Below are 19,716 nucleotides of genomic sequence, written 5' to 3' on the forward strand. Positions count from 1 at the left end.
GCCGCGCCCGGGCCTCAGCCGTCCTCGGCGACCCGTGCGCCGGCCTCGTGGAACTCGAACCAGATGCTCTTCCCCTCGCCCCTGGGATCCACGCCCCAGGCGTCCGCGAGGAGCTCCACGAACACCAGCCCCCGCCCCGAGGACGCCAGCTCCCCGGGGTGGCGCCGGTGCGGCAGGTCGTCGCTCGCGTCGGAGACCTCCACCCGCAGACGCCGTCCGTCCGGGCCGCCCGTCACCTCGGCGACGATCAGCGCGTCGGTGTCGGTGTGCACCAGGACGTTCGTGATCAGTTCCGAGACGAGCAGGACCGCCCCGTCGAACTGATCCTCGGAGGCCCAGTCGTGGAGCAGCTCCCGCAGCTGCTGGCGGGCCCCCGCGATCGCCTCGGGCTCGGCCTGCGCCACGGTCAGCATCGTGCGGCGCACCGGCGGCGGTGCGAGCGTCACGGTGTCGCCGCAGCCGCAGCCCGGTGCCTGCCGGCACAGCAGCACGACGGCGATGTCGTCCTCCCGCCGGTCGGCGAGCGGCCCGGTGGTGTGGTGCGAGGAGGGCCCGTGCACGACCTGGACGAGCGCGTCGGCCAGGGACTCCATGTCGCCGTCGTGGGCCTCCAGGGCCCGGCGGATACGGCGCCAGCCGGTGTCGAGGTCGTGACCGCCGGTCTCGATGAGCCCGTCGGTGCAGATCAGCATGGTCTCGCCCGGTTCCAGGACGAGCCGGGTCGTGGGGTAGTCGGCGTCCGGGTCGACGCCCAGCGGCAGCCCGCCCGCGGTCGGCCGCATCAGCACCGTTCCGTCGGCCATGCGTATCGCGGGGTCCGGGTGCCCGGCGCGGGCGATGTCGAGCGTCCCGGTCGCCGGGTCGACCTCGACGTAGAGGCAGGTCGCGAAGCGGGTGTCGTCGGGATCCCCGTCGTCCGCGCCGCCGCTCGACCCGTAGGTCACCGAGTCGGTGACCCCGTACAGGAAGCGTGAGGCCCGGGAGAGCACCGCGTCGGGGCGGTGGCCCTCGGCGGCGTACGCGCGCAGCGCGATGCGCAGCTGGCCCATCAGGCCCGCCGCGCGGACGTCGTGGCCCTGGACGTCGCCGATGACCAGCGCGAAGCGGCCTCCGCCGGACTTCGTGCGGGCGCTCCCCCCGGGCAGCGGGATCATGTCGTACCAGTCGCCGCCGACCTGGAGGCCGCCGCCGGTGGGGACGTAGCGCGCGGCGATGGTCATGCCCGGTATCCGGGGGCCCAGCGTGGGCATCATCGAGCGTTGCAGGCCGTCGGTGAGTGCCCGCTCGGTCTCGGCGGCCCCGGCGCGCGAGAGGGCCTGCGCGAGCATGCGGGCGACGGTCGTGAGGACCGAACGCTCGTCGGGCGTGAAGCTGACGGGGTACGTGAAGGCCGCCATCCACGCCCCCATGGTGCGGCCCGCGACGGTCAGCGGCAAAAACGCCCAGGAGTGCCGTCCGAAGTGCTTGGCGAGCGGCCAGGAGACCGGATAGCGGTCCCGGTAGTCGTCGGGCGAGGACAGGTAGACGGCACGGCCCGTACGGACGACCTCCGCGGCCGGGTAGTCGGTGGCCAGCGCCATGCGCGAGAAGGGGCTCTCGGCCCCCGGCTGGTGTCCGTGGTGGCCGATGACGGTCAGCCGGTCGCCCTCGGCGCCGAAGACGGCCAGCCCGTCGGGGGAGAACCCGGGCATGGACAGGCCGGCCGCGACCCGCAGCACCTCGGCCGTCGACCGGGCCTCGGCCAGCGCGCGGCCCGCGTCCAGCAGGAACGCCTCCCGCGAGCGGCGCCAGTCGCCGGTGACCGGGGTGCGCGCGGCGGCGCCCGGCGGCTGCTCGGAGACCTCCTGGAGGGTGCCGATGAGCTCGAACTCGCCGGTCTGCGGGTCCACGATCGGCTTGGAGCGGCTGCGGACGGTGCGGAGCACCCGGCCGTGCCCGTCCATGATCCGCATCCGGGCCTCGGCCAGGGTGCCCTCGGCGACGGCGAGCTGGACGACCCCGTCGATCTCGTTCCAGTCGACGGGGTGGAAATGGGAGCGCGCGCCCGCCTCGGTGAGTGTCGCCGGCTCCGCGGGCAGGCCGATCAGCCGGGCGGCCTCTGCGTCGAAGGTGACCAGACCGGCGGCGCTGTCCCAGCGCCACAGGCCGGTCGCGAGGGCGGCGAGGACTTCCCCCACGCCGGGCAGGGGCTCACCAGTGCGCATGGCCCCACTGTAAGAAGAGGTGATCGCTGCCTGCCACCGAGAGTATTGGGGAGTGGCGATCTCGGGGTGCCCGGTACCCTTGGGGGGTCCGGGCCCCGGCCCAGGACGTTTCACGTGAAACAGACCCCGATCCGCGAAGACTGGATGAACGACGATGCATCGGTACAGGTCCCACACCTGCGGCGAGCTCCGCGCCTCTGACGTCGAGAGCGACGTCCGGTTGAGCGGCTGGCTGCACAATCGCCGAGACCTGGGCGGCATCCTCTTCATCGATCTGCGCGACCACTACGGCATCACGCAGCTCGTCGCCCGCCCCGGTACGCCCGCCTACGAGGCCCTGGACAAGGTCTCCAAGGAGTCCACCGTCCGCATCGACGGCAAGGTCGTCTCGCGCGGCGCGGAGAACGTGAACCCCGACCTGCCCACCGGCGAGATCGAGGTCGAGGTCGGCGAGGTCGAGCTGCTCGGCGCCGCCCAGCCGCTGCCCTTCACGATCAACGCCGAGGACGGCGTCAACGAGGAGCGGCGCCTGGAGTACCGCTTCCTCGACCTGCGCCGCGAGCGCATGCACCGCAACATCCTGCTGCGTACGGCCGTGATCTCGGCGATCCGTCACAAGATGACGGCGCTCGGCTTCAACGAGATGGCGACCCCGATCCTCAGCGCCACCTCCCCCGAGGGCGCGCGCGACTTCGTGGTGCCCTCCCGTCTCAACCCGGGCAAGTTCTACGCCCTGCCGCAGGCCCCGCAGCAGTTCAAGCAGCTGCTGATGATCTCCGGCTTCGACCGCTACTTCCAGATCGCGCCCTGTTTCCGCGACGAGGACGCCCGCGCGGACCGCTCGCCGGGCGAGTTCTACCAGCTCGACGTCGAGATGTCGTTCGTCGAGCAGGAGGACGTCTTCCAGCCGATCGAGAAGCTGATGACCGAGCTGTTCGAGGAGTTCGGCAACGGCCGTCATGTGACGTCCCCGTTCCCGCGCATCCCGTTCCGCGAGGCGATGCTGAAGTACGGCTCCGACAAGCCGGACCTGCGCGCCCAGCTGGAGCTCGTCGACATCACCGACATCTTCGAGGGCTCGGAGTTCAAGGCGTTCGCGGGCAAGCACGTGCGTGCCCTGCCGGTGCCGGACGTCTCCGCGCAGCCCCGCAAGTTCTTCGACCAGCTCGGTGACTTCGCCGTCACCCTGGGCGCGAAGGGCCTGGCCTGGGTCCGTGTCGCCGAGGACGGCTCGCTGACGGGTCCGATCGCGAAGTTCCTCACCGAGGAGAACGTCGCCGAGCTGACCAAGCGCCTGTCCCTGGCGGCCGGCCACGCGGTGTTCTTCGGCGCCGGCGAGTTCGACGAGGTCTCGAAGATCATGGGCGCGGTGCGCGTCGAGGCCGCCAAGCGGGCCGGGCACTTCGAGGAGGACGTCTTCCGGTTCTGCTGGATCGTCGACTTCCCGATGTACGAGAAGGACGAGGACACCGGCAGGATCGACTTCTCGCACAACCCGTTCTCGATGCCGCAGGGCGGTCTGGAGGCCCTGGAGACCCAGGACCCGCTGGACATCCTCGGCTGGCAGTACGACATCGTCTGCAACGGCGTGGAGCTGTCCTCCGGCGCGATCCGGAACCACGAGCCCGACATCATGCTCAAGGCCTTCGAGATCGCGGGCTACGACCGTGAGACCGTCGAGGAGCAGTTCGCGGGCATGCTCCGTGCCTTCCGCTTCGGCGCCCCGCCGCACGGCGGCATCGCGCCGGGCGTGGACCGCATCGTCATGCTCCTCGCGGACGAGCCGAACATCCGCGAGACCATCGCGTTCCCGCTCAACGGCAACGCGCAGGACCTGATGATGGGCGCGCCCACGGAGCTCGACGAGACCCGTCTGCGCGAGCTGCACCTCTCCGTGCGGAAGCCGCAGCCGAAGTAGGCCCCAGCCCCGAACGGCCCGGAACCGACATCGGTTCCGGGCCATTCTGCGTGGCCTTGCAGAACCACAGTTCCCGCCCATGCTGCTGACAGGTGGGAACCCTACGGTCCGGTCCATGACTGAGACCCAAGGGCCCGCGCACAAACGGAACATGACGCGACGCAAGGTCGTCGTCGCAGGTGGAGCGGCCGTGGCGGCCGTCGGCGTGGGCGGCGGCATCGCCGTGAACGCGTTCGCCGGCGAGACGGCCTCCGGCACCTCCGCCGCGGCCGCCTCGTCGAGCGCCGAGACCTGCTACACGCTGACCTCGGAGACCACCGAGGGGCCGTACTACATCGACGCGGACAAGATCCGCCAGGACATCACCGAGGACCAGGAGGGCATCCCCATGACCCTCAAGCTCAAGGTGATCGACGCCGAGACCTGCAAGCCCGTCAGGAACGCGGCGGTCGACATCTGGCACTGCACCGCGCTGGGCGTCTACTCCGGCTACGAGTCGATGGGCAGCGGCGGAGGCGGCGGCGCGCCGACGGGTGCCCCCACCGACGCACCTTCGGGCACGCCCACCGGCACCCCGACCGGCGAGCCCCCGTCCGGCGGTCCCTCCGGTGGCGGCGGCCACTCCGAACCCACCGACGACGAGCGCTATCTGCGCGGCACCTGGAAGACCGACAAGCACGGCTACGTCGTCTTCAAGACCGTGTTCCCGGGCTGGTACCAGGGCCGCTGCGTCCACATCCACGTGAAGGTCCACGTGGACGGCACCTGGACCGACGCGGGCTACGAGGGCGGCCACACCTGTCACACCGGCCAGCTCTTCTTCGACGAGAAGTCGGTCCTGGCCGCGGCCGAGGTGTCCCCGTACTCGACGAACACCACCACGCGCACGACCCTCACCGAGGACACGATCTACCCCCAGAACGGGCACGCGGGCGGTCTCCTCCACCTCGACTACAGCAGGAAGAACATCGCCAAGGGCGTCCACGCGCACCTGACGATGGGCGTCGCCCCGGACGAGACCCACGACAGCACGGACACCCGGCCGAGCGCGTCGGCGTCGGCCTCGTAGCACCGTCCGCGGAACTCGGGGCCGTCCGGGGCCGCGCGGTGCCCCGGGCGGCCCTCACCCCGGCCGCTCAGGTGTCGTAGGTGCCGTCCCACGGCTCGCCGAAGCCGAGCCGGTCCGGGTAGAGCTCGGCCCAGTCGCCGTCCTCGTCCGATCCGCTCAGCAGGCCGAAGAGCACCCCGTCGACCGTGAGTTGGAAGGGGCGGACGGCGATGTCCGTGTAGGAGCGGCGGGGCAGGCTGCGCAGCAGCTTCGCCAGGTGGATCCGTGCCTGCGCGAGGACCGAGTCGTCGCCGTCGGGATTGCGCTGCTGCTCGGCCCAGGTGCCGGCGCACCAGATCTCCGAGTCGCGGTAACGGCCCTCGACGTCGAAGGTGTGGAGCACCGTGTAGAGGCGTTTGTGCTCTTCCCAGCCGTCGTCGGGACGGAAGCCTTCAGGGAAGGCGTACGTGATCGATGCCAGGAACTGACCGTCCGCGTACCGGCCGATGGTCTCGGTGCGGTGCTTCGGCTCGTAGGCGATCGGGATGACCTCGGGGACTGCCATGGCGGAAACCATACGGGTGAGCGCGGACATGCCAGCGCCGGGGTCCACTCCGGATCCGGAGCAGCGGACGGCGCACCTTCACTCCGGGCCGCCACCGGCGCCCGGGTGTCCCGTCACCGGTTCGGCGGGTGGGGGACGAGTGGCGACGACAAGAGCGCCCGGTACATGAAGTCCCGGGCGCCCCGGCCGATGTGTGCGCCCGTCAGGAGAGGAACTTGTAGCCACTCCACCCGGTCGCGATCTTCGTGCGGGAGCCGAAGGATCCCTTGCCGTCACCGCTGTTGCGGTACAGGTTTCCACCGCTGTCGCGGGAGACCAGATCGGCCTTGCCGTCGTCGGTGATGTCGCCGACGCCGACGACGGCGTTGTAGGAGCCGCCCCAGTCGCTGAACAGCTTCACGCGCGCGGCGAACGTGCCGTCCCCCTTGCCGTGGTAGCGGTAGAGGGTGTTGGAGGTGTCCTGGGCGAGCAGGTCGCCGATGCCGTCGCCGTCGAGGTCGCCGGCGCCGACGATCTTCTTGTAGCCCTTCCAGTTGTCGTAGAGCTTCACGCGCGCGGACAGGCCGCCCGTGCTCGTCCCCTTGTACAGGTAGACGGTTCCGGTGGACGCGGTGCGTGCGATCAGGTCCGGGCGGCCGTCGCCGGTCATGTCGCCGGGCGAGGTCAGGACGTCGTACTGCGTCCAGCCGCTGGTGGCGAGCGTCGTGTACGACGTCGTCGGCTTGACGGCGGCGTTGCAGCCCGGCTTGTACAGGCGCAGGGCCCCGCTGCTCAGCCGTACGAGGACGTCGTTGCAGCGGTCGCCGTTCATGTCGCCGAAGGGGACCGCCTTGATGGAGGTGGCCCATCCGGTGCCGGTGGTCTTCTCGCCGAACTTGCCTGTTCCCGTGCCCTGCTGGACGGTCAGACCGCCGGAGGAGTTGAGGGTGAGCAGGTCACCCCTGCCGTCCGGGCCGTCGAGGCTGCCGAAGTCGTGGCGTACCGCGGCTCCCCTGAGGAGGAAGCCCTCGCCGGACGTCACCGTGACGGGGGCCGATGTGCCCAGTCCGGTGGCCTTCAGCGTCCAGGTGAACTCCCCGTTGGGGAAGTGGGTGCCGCCGGAGGTCTTGCCGTTCCAGTTCGCGGACAGCTGGGCGGGGACCGCGCCGCCGGTGAGCGTACGGGTGGCCCTGCCGGTCGCACCGCTCTGCACCGAGGTGAAGGTCAGCGACCAGGAGGTGACCGGGCGGGACAGCTGCCATTCGCCGGTCCAGGCGGTGGACGCGCCCGGCTCGACGTAGCTGCCGGCCTCGCTGCGGAAGGCGGTCGTCGCGGACGGCGTGATGCCGGTGGTGGCGACGTGCGTCTGCTGGAACGAGTCGGTCCAGGCGACCAGGCCCGTGTACTCGTCGACGGTCCACCGGTAACGGCGGTCCGTGGCCGGACCGGTGCCCGGGACGTCGGAGGTGATCACGCGGGTGGCTCCGGTGGACGCCTCGGTCAGCACGAGCTGCCCGGTGGCGTGGTCGTGCCGCACGGTGAACCCGTCGCCGAGCAGCACGTCGCCGGGCTGCACGGCCTTCGACGTACCGGCCTTGGTGTCGTACACACCGGCCGAGGCCGACTGGCACGACCAGTACACCCAGCGGCCCGCCGCCTGGAGTTCGCTCGGCACACAGCCGAGGCCCGGGACGGCGACCGTGGAGAGGGTCTTCTCCTCGGCCAGGCTGTAGGAGGTGAGCTTGCCGGTGGTGGAGGTGGCGCTCCACAGCGTCGAGCCGTTCAGGGCGGCGGCCCGGACCGAGCGCTTCAGCTGCTGGCCGTAGCCGAACTCGCCGATGTACTGCATCGGGGCCGAGCCACCGGAGTTGTAGACGGCGTAACCGTCGGAGACGTCGACGACGGAGCCGCCCGTGGTGCCGAACTCCAGCGTGTCGTTGGACCATTCGTCGCCGATGGCGACCAGCCGGTCGGCGTTCTCCAGCCCGCTGCCGCCCTCGTCGCCGTCGTAGAAGGTGTCGAGGTAGACGTCCTCGGGGGCCGTACCGCTGTTGCCCCACATCGCCGAGCACGTGGTGTTCGCGTACGGGCACACGGGGCCCACCGAGTCGCCGGTCTTCGGGGCGGACGCGGTCAGTTCGGTGCTGCCGTTCGTCGTGAGCGTGCGCACGGTCGTGGTGTCCAGGGTGCTGCTCGTGCTGTCCTCCGCCACGCGCAGGCTGCCGCGGCTGAGCGCCAGGCCCGTCTTGGCGTTCTCGTACGGCACCACCTTGCGCACCTTCTCCAGGCGCGGGGTGCCGTCGGTGGAGAGGCCGACGCGCTGGACCCACCAGTCCGCCGCGCCGGTGCCACCGGTGACGAGGGCGTCGCCCTCGGGGGTGGCCAGCGGGTTCCCGTAGGACCGGGTCAGCAGGGTCTTCTCGGTGCCGTCGGTCAGGGACACGGCCGTGACGCCGCCTCCGGACACGCCGAGGACCAGCCAGTCGCCGACGACAACGGGGACGGGGGAGCCGGCGATCTCCTCGCCCGTCACCGGGACGGTCTCCTCGGCGAGGAGGTCGCCGCGCGGCTTGAGGTGCAGTCCGGCGGCCTCCGTGTACCAGCCGACGCGGTCGTCGGTGAGCACGAGCTCCGGGGAGGCGTCCAGGCCGGTGAAGACGGGTGTGAGCTGCGCTGTCGCGAAGTCGAGGTAGCCGACGGTGTACGACTCGACGTCGCCGTTCTCGTCGTGGATCGCGTAGGCCAGGAGGAAGCCGTCCTCGTCGCCGGTGCGCGAGGAGCTCACGTTCCAGGAACCCTCGGCCGGGTAGCCGTCGACCACGCGGTCGCGCTGCTTGCCGTCGACCAGGTCCACGAGGTGCAGCCGGTAGCCGTCGAGTTGTTCGCCGTCGACGACCCCGTTCCACTCGATCGTGACGAGTGTGTCGCCGTAGGTGCCCACGTAGTCGGCCGACTGGCTGAGGTCGACGGTCCGCAGGGCGCTGCCGTCCGGGCTCCACAGGGACACCGGGTCTCCGTAGGAGGCGTGCGGCAGGGCGACGGTGTCGGCGGCCTGCCCGTACATGCCCGAGGCGCAGCGCACCTGGATGTCCCAGCAGGTGGTGGTGGTCGGCTTGTAGACGCCGGTCGGCCCCTGCACGGTGACGGTGGTGCCGTCCTCGTAGTTCGTCCACAGCAGGCCCGCGACCCCGGCCTGACGGTGCAGGAACCCGGTCCTGCCCGCGGAGAGCAGCCGGTCGGAGCGCGGGGTGTCGCTGCTCGGATCGTCCAGCAGGATCTGCGTCGTCCCCGCCGATCCGGCCGCCGCGGCGGCCAGCGCGCTGCCGGCGCCGTCCGGGGTGCCGGCGAACAGGGTGATGGTGCCGGCCGCCAAGGCGACCGCGAGTGTGGAGACGAGGGCGGCCGGGCCGCGCCGTCTCGGGGCGTGTCTGCCCACGTGAAATGTTCCCTCCCCGCGAGGGCCCCCGCCCTCGCACAAGTGTGCGGATGCTAGCAAGGGCCGACGGGGTCCTCGCGGGGAGGCGCCGTACAGGCGCAGGCGGACCGGGACGGCCCGCCTGCCGGGCGGTGCTACTTCGCCACGAACTGGGTGAGGATCGCCTGGACCTCGTAGATGTCGACGCCCTTGGTGAACGTCTTCTCGATGGGCGCCGCGGTGCCCGAGACCCAGATCTTGAGTTCGGCGTCGAGATCGAAGGTGCCGGCCGTCTCCACCGCGAAGTGGGTGACGCTGCGGTACGGGATGGAGTGGTACTCCACCTTCTTGCCGGTGATGCCCTGCTTGTCGACGAGGAGCAGTCGGCGGTCGGTGAACAGGATGGTGTCGCGTATCAGCTGGTACGCGGCGTGGACCTGCTCGTTCTGGCCGAGCAGGCGCGCGAAGTCCTGCTGTGCCGCTGCCGGGTCGACGGTGTGCGCGTTTCCGAAGAGCGCCATGGATGAACCCCCCACTCAGTGGACTCACTCGTCCACTCGTGTCCCAGTGAGCCAATGGCTTCACATGATCTTCGCAATGTATACCGCCCGGAGGAGAGGCAGGCACAGAGGAGGAGGGAGTTCCGTTTGTTCTTCCCCGGGAACGCGGAAGGCCCGGGAACTGCTCGTTCCCGGGCCTGGGCCGACCGGCCGCCGCTGCCTACTCCGCGGCGCCGCCGAAGCGCTCCTTGTACGTCTCCAGGTCCTCGTCCGTGAGCTTGGCGAAGAGGACCGGCGGGACGGTGAACGGGGTGCCCGCGGGCACCGAGTCCAGGGACTTCGCCTCGTCCCGCGTCACCCACGCCGCCGTGTCGTCCTGGAGGGCGAACGCCGTGCGCATGGCCTTGGAGGACGCCGGGATGAAGGGCTCGGAGACCACCGAGTACAGGTGGATCAGGTTCATCGCCGTGCGCAGGGTCAGTGCCGCGCCCTCCGGGTCGGTCTTGATCTCCAGCCAGGGGGCCTTCTCCTCCAGGTAGGAGTTGCCGGCCGACCACAGGGCGCGCAGCGCGGCCGCCGCCTTGCGGAACTGGAGGGCCTCCATCTGGGCCTCGTACTCGGCCAGCAGGCCCGCGATCTCCTCGCCGAGCTTCGCCTCCGCCGCACCGGCCGCGGCGCCCGCCGGGACCTCCTCGCCGAAGCGCTTCTTCGAGAAGGACAGCACGCGGTTGACGAAGTTGCCGAGGGTGTCGGCGAGGTCCTTGTTGACCGTGGCCGTGAAGTGCTCCCAGGTGAACGACGAGTCGTCCGACTCCGGGGCGTTGGCGATCAGGAAGTAGCGCCAGTAGTCGGCGGGCAGGATCTCCAGGGCCTGGTCGGTGAAGACGCCCCGCTTCTGCGACGTGGAGAACTTCCCGCCGTAGTACGTCAGCCAGTTGAACGCCTTGACGTAGTCGACCTTCTTCCACGGCTCGCGCACGCCCAGCTCGGTGGCCGGGAACATCACGGTGTGGAAGGGCACGTTGTCCTTCGCCATGAACTCCGTGTAGCGCACGGCGGTGTCCACGTCGTACCACCACGACTTCCAGTCGCGGTTCTCCGGGTCCTGGTCCGCCCACTCCTTCGTCGCACCGATGTACTCGATCGGGGCGTCGAACCAGACGTAGAAGACCTTGCCCTCCGCCGCGAGCTCCGGCCAGGTGTCGGCCGGGACCGGCACGCCCCAGTCCAGGTCACGGGTGATCGCCCGGTCGTGCAGGCCCTCGTTCAGCCACTTGCGGGCGATGGAGGAGGCCAGCTGCGGCCAGTCGGCCTCGTGACGGGACACCCACTCCTCGACCTCGTGCTGGAGCTTGGACTGGAGGAGGAAGAGGTGCTTCGTCTCCCGGACCTCCAGGTCCGTCGAACCGGAGATCGCCGAGCGCGGGTTGATCAGGTCGGTCGGGTCCAGGACACGAGTGCAGTTCTCGCACTGGTCGCCACGCGCCTTGTCGTAGCCGCAGTGCGGGCAGGTGCCCTCCACATAGCGGTCCGGCAGGAAGCGGCCGTCCGCCGGCGAGTACACCTGGCGGATCGCGCGCTCCTCGATGAAGCCGTTCTCGTTCAGGCGGCGGGCGAAGTGCTGGGTGATGTCGCGGTTCTCCGCGCTGGAGCTGCGGCCGAAGTAGTCGAAGGCCAGCTCGAAGCCGTCGTACACCGCCTTCTGCGCGTCGTGCGCCTGCGCGCAGAACTCGTCGACCGGCAGGCCCTGCTCCTTCGCGGCCAGCTCGGCCGGGGTGCCGTGCTCGTCCGTCGCGCAGATGTACAGGACGTCGTGACCGCGCTGGCGGAGGTACCGGGAGTACACGTCCGCCGGGAGCATGGACCCCACCATGTTGCCCAGGTGCTTGATCCCGTTGATGTACGGAAGGGCGCTGGTGATGAGGTGTCGAGCCATCGCGGGCTGCTCCCAAGTCGCTACGCGGAGTGACGTCCGTCGCTTTTCGGGTCGGCGGGTCGTCTTCTGTGAACCTTGAAATCGTAGCCGACATGGGTGGGCCGCCCGCTTCCCGTTTTGAGGGGTGGGAAGCGGGCGGCCGGGTGTCGCGGGTCGCGCAGCGCTACGGCGCTACGGCCGCCAGTTCTCCAGTACGCCGTCGTAGAGCTCGGCGTCCGTCAGCTCGCGCGGCGCCGGGCCCGCGTGGAAGAAGGCCGTGTTCCCGGTCTTCAGCTTGCGGAGGTAGTCGAAGGCCTTGTTGTCGTGCTCGCCGAACGCCACGAAGGAGAAGAACACCGAAGGGTGGTCCTTCGCGGCCTCGGTGAGGGACTGGGTGGCCGGGGTCTTCGCGTCCGGAGCGCCGTCCGTCTGGAAGATCACCAGGGCGGGGAGCGAGGAGCCGGCGTCCGAGCCGTGCTTCTCGTGCTGGGAGAGCACTTCCTGCACCGCCGCGTGGTAGCTCGTGCGGCCCATGCGGCCGAGCGCCGCGTGCAGCTCGTCGACCTTGTTCTCGTGCTCGGCGAGCGTCAGTTCGCCGGTGCCGTCCAGCTCCGTGGAGAAGAACACCACGTGGACCGTCGACTCCGGGTCCAGGTGGGCGGCGAGGGCGAGGGCCTGCTCGCCGAGGGCCTGGGCGGAGCCGTCCTTGTAGTACGCGCGCATCGACGCGGAGCGGTCGAGGACGAGGTAGACGCGGGCTCGGGTGCCGGTGAGGTCCCGCTTCCCGAGGGCGGTGCCTGCCTCCTTGTACGCCGTGGTGAGGGCCGGGGCCTCGGCCTTGACGCGGGTCGCCGTGGCGGCGGGCTCCGTCTCGGGCTCCGTCTCGGCGGTGGGCTCCGCCTCGGCTGTGGGTGCCGGTGCTGCCGTGGGCTCCGTCTCGGCCGCGGGGGTCGGCTGGGGCTCGGGGGTGGGCTGCTCCTCGGCCGTGGGGGACGGGGCCGGCGTTGCGGGCCGGTCGGCCTCGGCTTCGCCTTCGGCCTCGTCGTTCCCACCCGCACCACCCGTGCGGGCATCCTGCTCGGGTGCGGGTCGGGCCTGTGGGATCTTCTCGCCGTCGGCGGCCGCGGCCACGGGCTCCGGCGTCGCTTCGGCGACCGGCTCGGCCGCAGCCGCCGGTTCCGGAGCCGACTCCGGCTCAGCCTTGGCCTCCGCCTCGACCTGGGCCTCCGGCCCAGCCTCGGCCTCCGCCTCGGCGGTCGGCTCTGCCTCGGCCACCGGCTCGGGCTCGACGGCGGGCGTCGCTTCGGCGACCGGCTCGGCCTCGGCGACCGGCTCGGGCTCCGCGGCAGGCTTCGCCTCGGCCACCGGCTCGGGCTCCGGCTCGGCCTCGACCGTCGGCTCGGCCTCGGCCACCGGCTCCGGCGCGGGCTCGACCTCGGCCGTCGGCTCGGGCTCCGGCTCCGCCGCAGGCTTCGCCTCGGCGACCGGCTTCGGGTCGGGGGACGGTTCCGGCTGGGACTGCTTCGGGACCGTCACGTTGTCGAAGGCCGCCGAGACCAGGTCGTCCACCACGGAGGGCTCGGGCTCGGAGGCCGGGGCCGGAATCCTCGGCTCGGCGGCCTCCTGGGCGGGGGCGGGTGCCGGCTCGGGCTCCTGGGTGGGGGCCGGGACGGCCGGAGCCGAGGCCTCTCGCGAGGTCTCCGCGTCGGCGTCACGACCCTTGCGTGAGCGGCCGAACGCATTCCGCAGGAGAGTGAGAATGCCCATGTGCGCAACCCTTCGCGTGAGTTGATCCCGTCAATCCCTGGCCAGGACGGACACGTAAGGTTAGCGGCCGCGACTGGCGATCTTGGGCAGGGGCGGACAGCCGCCGGAGCGCCGTGTCAACACCCCTGCGGCTCCCGCAGGTTCACTCTTCGTTCATGCGGCCGCCGCGTTCCTGCACACACGCCCCCTTAGCGTCACGCTCACACCAAGGGCTCGTATGGGGAGAGTAAAGTGCGCAGATCTCTGCCGTTGATCGCAACGTCCGGCTCGCATCCGGGTGGCCGGTCCGCGATGACCTGCCGGTTCCGCTGTGGTGACGCCTGCTTCCACGAGGTGCCCAACACCAGCGGCAACGCGTACGTCGGCGACGTGATCGCCGGGGCGCTCAGCCGCCGCTCGGTGATGCGGGCCGCGGCCGTCGTCACCGTGGCCACGGCGACCGGCGCGGCCGTCGTCGGTACCGGAGCCCCGCAGGCCGCCGCGGCGCCGGACGCTTCGGCGCACAAGGGCGAAAAAGGGGCGCGTGGGCTGCGTTTCGCGCCGGTCGCGCCCAACACCGCGGACGCCGTGACGATCCCCGACGGATACCGGCAGAACGTCGTCATCCGCTGGGGAGAGCCCATCCTGCGCGGTGCTCCCGCCTTCGACCCCGAGAACCAGACCGCCGCGGCCCAGGCCGGCCAGTTCGGCTACAACAACGACTTCCTGGCCCTCCTGCCACTGCCCGGTGAGCGGGGCCGTCAGCTCCTCGTGGCCAACCACGAGTACACCGACGAGATCCTGATGTTCCGCGGGTACGACGCGGAGAACCCCACCCGTGAGCAGGCCGAGATCGCCTGGGCCGCGCACGGGCTGTCCGCCGTCGTCGTGGAGGGCGACCACCGCACCGGCAGGCTGACGGCCGTCCCCCGGCACCACCTCAACCGCCGGGTCACCGCGACCACCGAGTTCCGGCTCACCGGCCCGGCCGCCGGCTCGGACCTGCTGAAGACCTCCGCCGACCCGACCGGCCGCAAGGTCCTCGGCACGCTCAACAACTGCTCGGGCGGCACCACCCCCTGGGGCACCACGCTGCACGGCGAGGAGAACTTCAACCAGTACTTCGCCAACAGCTCCCGCGCCACCGACAAGCGGTACGGGATCGGCACGGGCGCCACCGAGCGCAAGTGGGAGCGTTTCGACAAGCGCTTCGACGTCGCCCAGGAGCCGAACGAGGTGCACCGGTTCGGCTACGTCGTGGAGTTCGACCCGTACGACCCGTCCTCCACTCCCCGCAAGCACACCGCGCTCGGACGCTTCAAGCACGAGGCGGCGACCGTGCGGCTGACGGAGGACGGCCGTCCCGTCGTCTACACCGGTGACGACGAGCGCTTCGACTACTTCTACAAGTTCGTCGGCAGCAACCGGATGCGCAGGGGCGGTTCCCGGGCCGACCGCGAGCACAACCTCTCCCTCCTCGACGAGGGCACGCTGTACGTCGCCCGGCTCACCGGCGACTCCCCGGCCGCCGACATCGACGGCAGCGGGAAGCTCCCCGCGGACGGCGAGTTCGACGGCAGCGGCGAGTGGATCCCGCTGGCGACCGCGACGGCGCGCGGTGCCGTCTCGCACGTCGACGGGATGACGGCCGAGGAGGTCTTCGTCTTCACCCGGCTCGCCGGTGACAAGGTCGGCGCCACCAAGATGGACCGTCCCGAGGACATCCAGCCCTCCCCGCACACCGGCAAGGTGTACGTCGCGCTGACGAACAACACCAACCGCGGCAAGGCGGGCTCCGCGCCCGCCGACGAGGCCAACCCGCGCAACGCCAACAAGCACGGCCACATCCTGGAGCTGACCGAGGCCCGGGGCCGCGCCGAGAGCACGCGTTTCGGCTGGTCGCTGTTCCTCGTCGCGGGCGACCCGGCGGACCCCGCCACGTACTTCGCGGGCTTCCCGAAGGACCGGGTCAGCCCGATCTCGTGCCCGGACAACGTGGCGTTCGACCCGCACGGCAATCTGTGGATCTCCACCGACGGCAACCAGCTCGGCTCGCACGACGGCCTGTTCGGGGTGGCGACCAGGGGCGACCGGCGCGGTGAGCTGAAGCAGTTCCTGACGGTGCCGACCGGCGCGGAGACCTGCGGCCCGCTCGTCCAGGACCGGCGCGTGCTGGTCGCCGTCCAGCACCCGGGCGAGGTCGACGGCGCGTCCGTCGAGAAGCCGGCGAGCGTCTGGCCCGACGGGCCCGGGAAGATCGTCCGCCCGGCGGTCGTGGCCGTGTGGCGCGCGGACGGCTGCGACATCGGGATCTGAGGGAGCGCCCCGGTGTATCCGGGGGTCAGGGGGTGCATCGGGGCCGCCGCCGGTCGCCTGTGCGGTCGGCGGCGGGGCCGCGGAGGCCGTCTGTCGGGCCGGCGGCGGGTCCGCGAAGATCGGCTGTCGGGCCGGCGGCCGGGTCTGCGGGGACCGTCCGTCAGGGCGTCGGGACGGCCCGCTCCGTCCCGGTCGCTTCCAGCCATTCCCGGTAGGCGGGTGCCTGCCGCGCGGCCTCCCAGTACGCCTCCTCCAGTTCGGGGCAGACGGCCTCCAGGTCCGCCTGCGTGCGCGCCGCGAGCAGCAGCCGTACGCCGAGGGGGTCGCCCGCGAGCGGGCGGACGGCCGTCTCGGGGCGGGACTGGGAGGTCGGCTGGCAGACCGTGACGACCTCGCCGGTCGCGACGAGGGTCGCGGCCGTGTGGTAGTCGCCGTGCAGGACGCGGGGGTTGAGTCCGGCCGTGCGCAGCATGCGGTGCACGGCGTCCCACTCGCCGTCCACCGTCGGGTCCACCATCCAGCGGTCCTCGGCCAGTTCCGACAGCTGCACGACGGGGTGCGCGGCGGCCGGGTGGTCGGTCGGCAGGGAGACGAACTGGGGCTCGCGCTCGACCAGGACGCGCAGCCGCAGTCCCTCCGGGACGCGCAGCGGGGAGCCCTCGACCTCGTGCACGAAGGCGACGTCGAGCTGGCCGTCCGCGACCATGCGGAGCAGGGCGTTCGGGGAGACGTCCATCTGCAGGAGCGTCTCCTGCTGCCGGGCGCGCAGCCGGCGCAGCCAGCCCGCGAGCGCGCGGCTGGCGGTGGAGCCGATCCGGAGCTGGGGGCCGTCCGCGGCGGCGGCGCGCGCCTCGGCGACCAGGGCGCGCATTTCGGCCACCAGCGGACGGGCGCGGCCCAGGACGATCCGGCCGAGGGGGGTGGGCCGGCAGCCGGTGCGTGCGCGCAGGAACAGCGCGCCGCCGAGCTCCTGCTCGATGCGCCGCAGCTGTGTGCTCAACGAGGGCTGGGCGACGCCGAGTTGGCGGGCGGCGCGGTGCAGGCTGCCGGTGTCGGCGATGGCGCACAGTGCGCGGAGGTGCCTGACCTCAAGCTCCATGCCGTCGGAGCCTAAAGCGGAATCAAAGCTTTCACCAGACGCACAAAACCGCTCTGAAATGGGCGAGTTGGGTGATCGAGTGCGGGCCGATAGCTCCGGACTATCGCCACTTGCCATCATCACAGCCGCCTCACGGGCATCGACACTCGCCGATGACGACTTCACCCCCCACACAAGGAGTCATCAATGCGCATGTCCGCATTCGCCCGGGCGACCGCTGTCGGAATCGGTCTGGTGACCGCGTCCGCCGTCTCCCCGCAGCTCGCCTCGGCGAGCGTCCCCGCCGCCCCGGACACCGCCTCCGCGCACGCCGTTCACACGGCGTCCGCGTACGCGGGTTCGTCCGAGGAGGCCAAGGCCAACCAGGCGTTCTTCGAGGCGGTCGTCAAGTCGGTGGCCGAGAAGCGTGCCGCGCACCCGGGCGCCGCGGCCGTCACCGTCGTCTACGACGCCTCCGGCGCCCCGACGTTCAGCGCGCAGATAGCCCGCAGCGCCCAGATATGGAACGGCGCGGTGGCGAACGTGAAACTCCAGTCGGGCTCGAACGCCGACTTCTCGTACCGCGAGGGCAACGACTCCCGCGGCTCGTACGCCTCCACCGACGGCCACGGCGGCGGCTTCGTGTTCCTCGACTACGCGCAGAACCAGGAGTACGACTCCACGCGCGTGACCGCGCACGAGACGGGCCACGTCCTCGGTCTGCCCGACCACTACGAGGGCCCGTGCAGCGAGCTGATGTCGGGCGGCGGTCCCGGCACGTCCTGCACCAACTCGAACCCCGACGCCAACGAGCGCGCCCGCGTGGACCAGCTCTGGGCGAACGGGTTCGCCAAGGCGCTGGACAAGGCGCTGAGCAAGGCGAACGCCCGCTAGATGTACTGACCCGCATCAGCAGACCAGACCCACCCCCCACGGGTGCGGGCCGCCCCCTGCACGGGCGGCCCGCGCTGCTGTTTCCGCCCGGGCCCGCCCCCGCCGTGGCGGACCGCGCCCCGTCAGTGGGGCGAGGCGATCGCCCGCGCCGCCGCGACCTCCTGGCGCAGCGGTTCGAGCACGCTGTCCGGGGGGCCGGTCAGGTCCGTGCGGACGGCGACGAGCACCTCGGTCTCCCGCAGCCCCGCCGACAGCTCGCGCAGCTGGAGCACGACGTGGGAGATCTCGGCGGCGGACGGCTCCGCCGCGCCCTGTCTGACCCGGACGCGCGCCGCGGTCGTCGCGTCGACGATCCGTTCGACGGCGACGACGAGCGGCCACCACGCGGCGGCACGGCGCCCGGTGGGCGGCGGTTCGGTCAGGGCGCGCTGGAACTCCGTACGGATGGCGGACAGGTCGCGGTACAGGCGGCGCCGCCGGCGGGCGCGGTCGGCGGGATCGGGATCGCCGCCGAAGGCGCGCTCCACGTACGTGGCCGTGTCGGTCACCGCGTCGGCGAGCCGGTCGCCGACCCGGGTGTGCCAGCTCTCCGGCCACAGCAGATACCCGGCGACGAGTGCGATCGCGCACCCGATGAGGGAGTCCGTCAGACGCGGGACGATGAGGCCCGTGCCCTGGTGGTTGAGGGTGTCGGACAGCAGCAGGATCACCGGGGTGATGGCGGCGGTCTGGTAGCCGTAGCCGCGCGGGGTCAGCGCCGGGACGAGCGGCGCGAGGAGCATCATGACGGCCACGTCCCACCCGCCGCGCGGCACCACCGTGAGGACCGCGGCCGCGACGACGAGGCCGGCCACCGTGCCCAGCGCGCGCAGCAGCGCCCGGGAGAAGACGGACCCGAAGTCGGGCTTCATGACGAAGGTGATGGTGAGCGCGACCCAGTAGGAGCGCGGCACCGGGACGATCGAGACGAGCACCTGCCCGAGGCCGATGCACAGGGCCAGGCGCAGGCCGTAGCGCCAGGACGCGGCGGACAGGACGACCTCGCGTCCGGCCCGGCCGGCCCGGACGCGCAGGGCGGCGGGCCGGCCGAGACGGTCGTCGGCGGGGGCCCGGTCGGGAGCCTGGTCCGTCACCACGTCGGCGGCGTGACGCAGGGCGTGGTCGACGGCGCGGGCGGCCTCGTTGGTGGGCTCGGGGAGCCGGAGCTCCAGGGGGCCTGAGCGGCCGGCGGCGACGGCGTCGGCGAGGCGGCCCGCAGCCTCGGGGATCTCGGCGGGCAGCCGCTCGCCCTGCTGATGGGCGGCGGGGGCGGCCTCGATGATCGGGGTGACGGCGTTCAGCTGGGCGAGCAGCCGGACGAGGTCGGGGCTGCGGCCGTGGTGGAAGGCGCGCCGGGCGAGGACGACGTCGTAGGACTGGTTGAGGGACTGGGTGACGGCGAAGCGGGCGTCCTCGTAGGCGGCGGTCCCGCTCGCGGTGAGCAGGTCCGCGACCGTCCGGTAGGTGCTCGCGACGGCGTCCCGCTCCGGTACGCCCGACCGCAGCGGCCAGGCGAGCAGGGCCAGCAGGAGGACGAGGAGCCCGCCGCCGGACATCAGCACGGGTGCCAGCCACCACGGGCCGGGGAGCGGAAGTCCGGCGCCGATCACGCAGTTGAGGAGGAGCAGCAGACCGGACACGGACGCCACGGCGCCGATCGTGGAGATCATCCCGGAGACCAGCGCGACCGCGGTGACGGCGACGACGGCGGTCCAGCCGTGTCCGAACACGAGCGCGCCGACCGTGACGCCGACCGCGCCGAAGAGCTGCGGCACGGCGATGTTGAGGATGCGCATGCGGTACGCGTCCGCGGTGTCGCCGATGACCCCGGACAGCGCGCCCATGGAGGCGAGGGCCCCGTAGTCCGGTCGCCCCGTGGCGATGCCGACGGCCAGCGGCAGGGAGATCGCGACGGAGGCGCGGGCGGCGGCGGCCCGGTTGACGGACGCCTTCAGCGGTCGGAGGTTCCTGACCAGCCAGTCGGGAGGAGTGAGGCCGATGGGGAACTCGCGGGACATGTCCCCATTATGAAGGCCGGGTTCGTCCGCCTCCCGGCCCGTTCTCGCTGGTGGGGGCCACCCTCCGGCGCCACGGATGCC

12 protein-coding genes are annotated in these 19,716 nt (G+C 71.8%); 4 read left to right on the forward strand and 8 right to left on the reverse strand.

Annotated elements, in window-relative coordinates:
• Window positions 1–14 precede the first annotated feature (14 nt).
• On the reverse strand, window positions 15–2,204 hold the full coding sequence (locus ACSYGO_RS24675; protein ID WP_426677003.1) for a SpoIIE family protein phosphatase: 2,190 nt from the start codon (window positions 2,202–2,204) through the stop codon (window positions 15–17).
• Window positions 2,205–2,358: 154 nt separating this feature from the next.
• Here ACSYGO_RS24675 and aspS point away from each other — a divergent pair, with 154 nt between their 5' ends.
• Both aspS and ACSYGO_RS24685 read left to right on the forward strand, forming a co-directional pair.
• Complete coding sequence (aspS, locus tag ACSYGO_RS24680) at window positions 2,359–4,122, forward strand: aspartate--tRNA ligase (RefSeq protein WP_432172894.1); 1,764 nt, start codon at window positions 2,359–2,361, stop codon at window positions 4,120–4,122.
• A 115-nt stretch (window positions 4,123–4,237) separates the two neighbouring features.
• The gene (locus ACSYGO_RS24685; protein ID WP_435228747.1) at window positions 4,238–5,191 is read left to right on the forward strand and encodes an intradiol ring-cleavage dioxygenase; all 954 of its coding nucleotides are present in this window, start codon (window positions 4,238–4,240) and stop codon (window positions 5,189–5,191) included.
• A 67-nt stretch (window positions 5,192–5,258) separates the two neighbouring features.
• On the opposite strand, the gene ACSYGO_RS24690 is transcribed toward ACSYGO_RS24685, so the two are convergent.
• The 5 genes from ACSYGO_RS24690 to ACSYGO_RS24710 all read right to left on the reverse strand — a co-directional run bounded on the left by ACSYGO_RS24690 (window position 5,259) and on the right by ACSYGO_RS24710 (window position 13,311).
• Window positions 5,259–5,735, reverse strand: coding sequence for a hypothetical protein (locus tag ACSYGO_RS24690; RefSeq protein ID WP_426677000.1), 477 nt, complete (start codon window positions 5,733–5,735; stop codon window positions 5,259–5,261).
• Window positions 5,736–5,937: 202 nt separating this feature from the next.
• Window positions 5,938–9,150: an FG-GAP repeat domain-containing protein gene (locus ACSYGO_RS24695; protein WP_460387664.1), complete on the reverse strand. Its 3,213-nt coding sequence runs from the start codon at window positions 9,148–9,150 to the stop codon at window positions 5,938–5,940.
• A gap of 134 nt (window positions 9,151–9,284) precedes the next feature.
• On the reverse strand, window positions 9,285–9,650 hold the full coding sequence (locus ACSYGO_RS24700) for a PH domain-containing protein (RefSeq protein WP_426676998.1): 366 nt from the start codon (window positions 9,648–9,650) through the stop codon (window positions 9,285–9,287).
• 199 nt (window positions 9,651–9,849) lie between these two features.
• Window positions 9,850–11,565: a methionine--tRNA ligase gene (metG, locus tag ACSYGO_RS24705; protein WP_426676997.1), complete on the reverse strand. Its 1,716-nt coding sequence runs from the start codon at window positions 11,563–11,565 to the stop codon at window positions 9,850–9,852.
• 171 nt (window positions 11,566–11,736) lie between these two features.
• Window positions 11,737–13,311 (reverse strand): VWA domain-containing protein, encoded by a 1,575-nt coding sequence (locus ACSYGO_RS24710; RefSeq protein ID WP_460387666.1) that lies wholly within the window; start codon window positions 13,309–13,311, stop codon window positions 11,737–11,739.
• Between the two features lie 231 nt (window positions 13,312–13,542).
• On the opposite strand from ACSYGO_RS24710, the gene ACSYGO_RS24715 reads away from it, so the two are divergent.
• Entirely contained in the window at window positions 13,543–15,606 is a 2,064-nt protein-coding gene (locus ACSYGO_RS24715) for a PhoX family protein (RefSeq protein WP_432186276.1), read from the forward strand.
• 160 nt (window positions 15,607–15,766) lie between these two features.
• Here ACSYGO_RS24715 and ACSYGO_RS24720 read toward each other — a convergent pair whose 3' ends face one another.
• Window positions 15,767–16,705 carry a LysR family transcriptional regulator gene (locus ACSYGO_RS24720; protein WP_426676994.1) on the reverse strand — a complete coding sequence of 313 codons (939 nt, stop codon included), beginning with the start codon at window positions 16,703–16,705 and terminating at the stop codon, window positions 15,767–15,769.
• 186 nt (window positions 16,706–16,891) lie between these two features.
• Here ACSYGO_RS24720 and snpA point away from each other — a divergent pair, with 186 nt between their 5' ends.
• A complete protein-coding gene (gene snpA / locus ACSYGO_RS24725; protein WP_426676993.1) occupies window positions 16,892–17,578 on the forward strand; it encodes a snapalysin in 687 nt (228 codons plus the stop codon).
• Window positions 17,579–17,700: 122 nt separating this feature from the next.
• Here snpA and ACSYGO_RS24730 read toward each other — a convergent pair whose 3' ends face one another.
• Window positions 17,701–19,635: an FUSC family protein gene (locus tag ACSYGO_RS24730; RefSeq protein ID WP_460387669.1), complete on the reverse strand. Its 1,935-nt coding sequence runs from the start codon at window positions 19,633–19,635 to the stop codon at window positions 17,701–17,703.
• Window positions 19,636–19,716: the final 81 nt, after the last annotated feature.

The sequence above is a fragment of the Streptomyces krungchingensis genome, assembly GCF_054729265.1.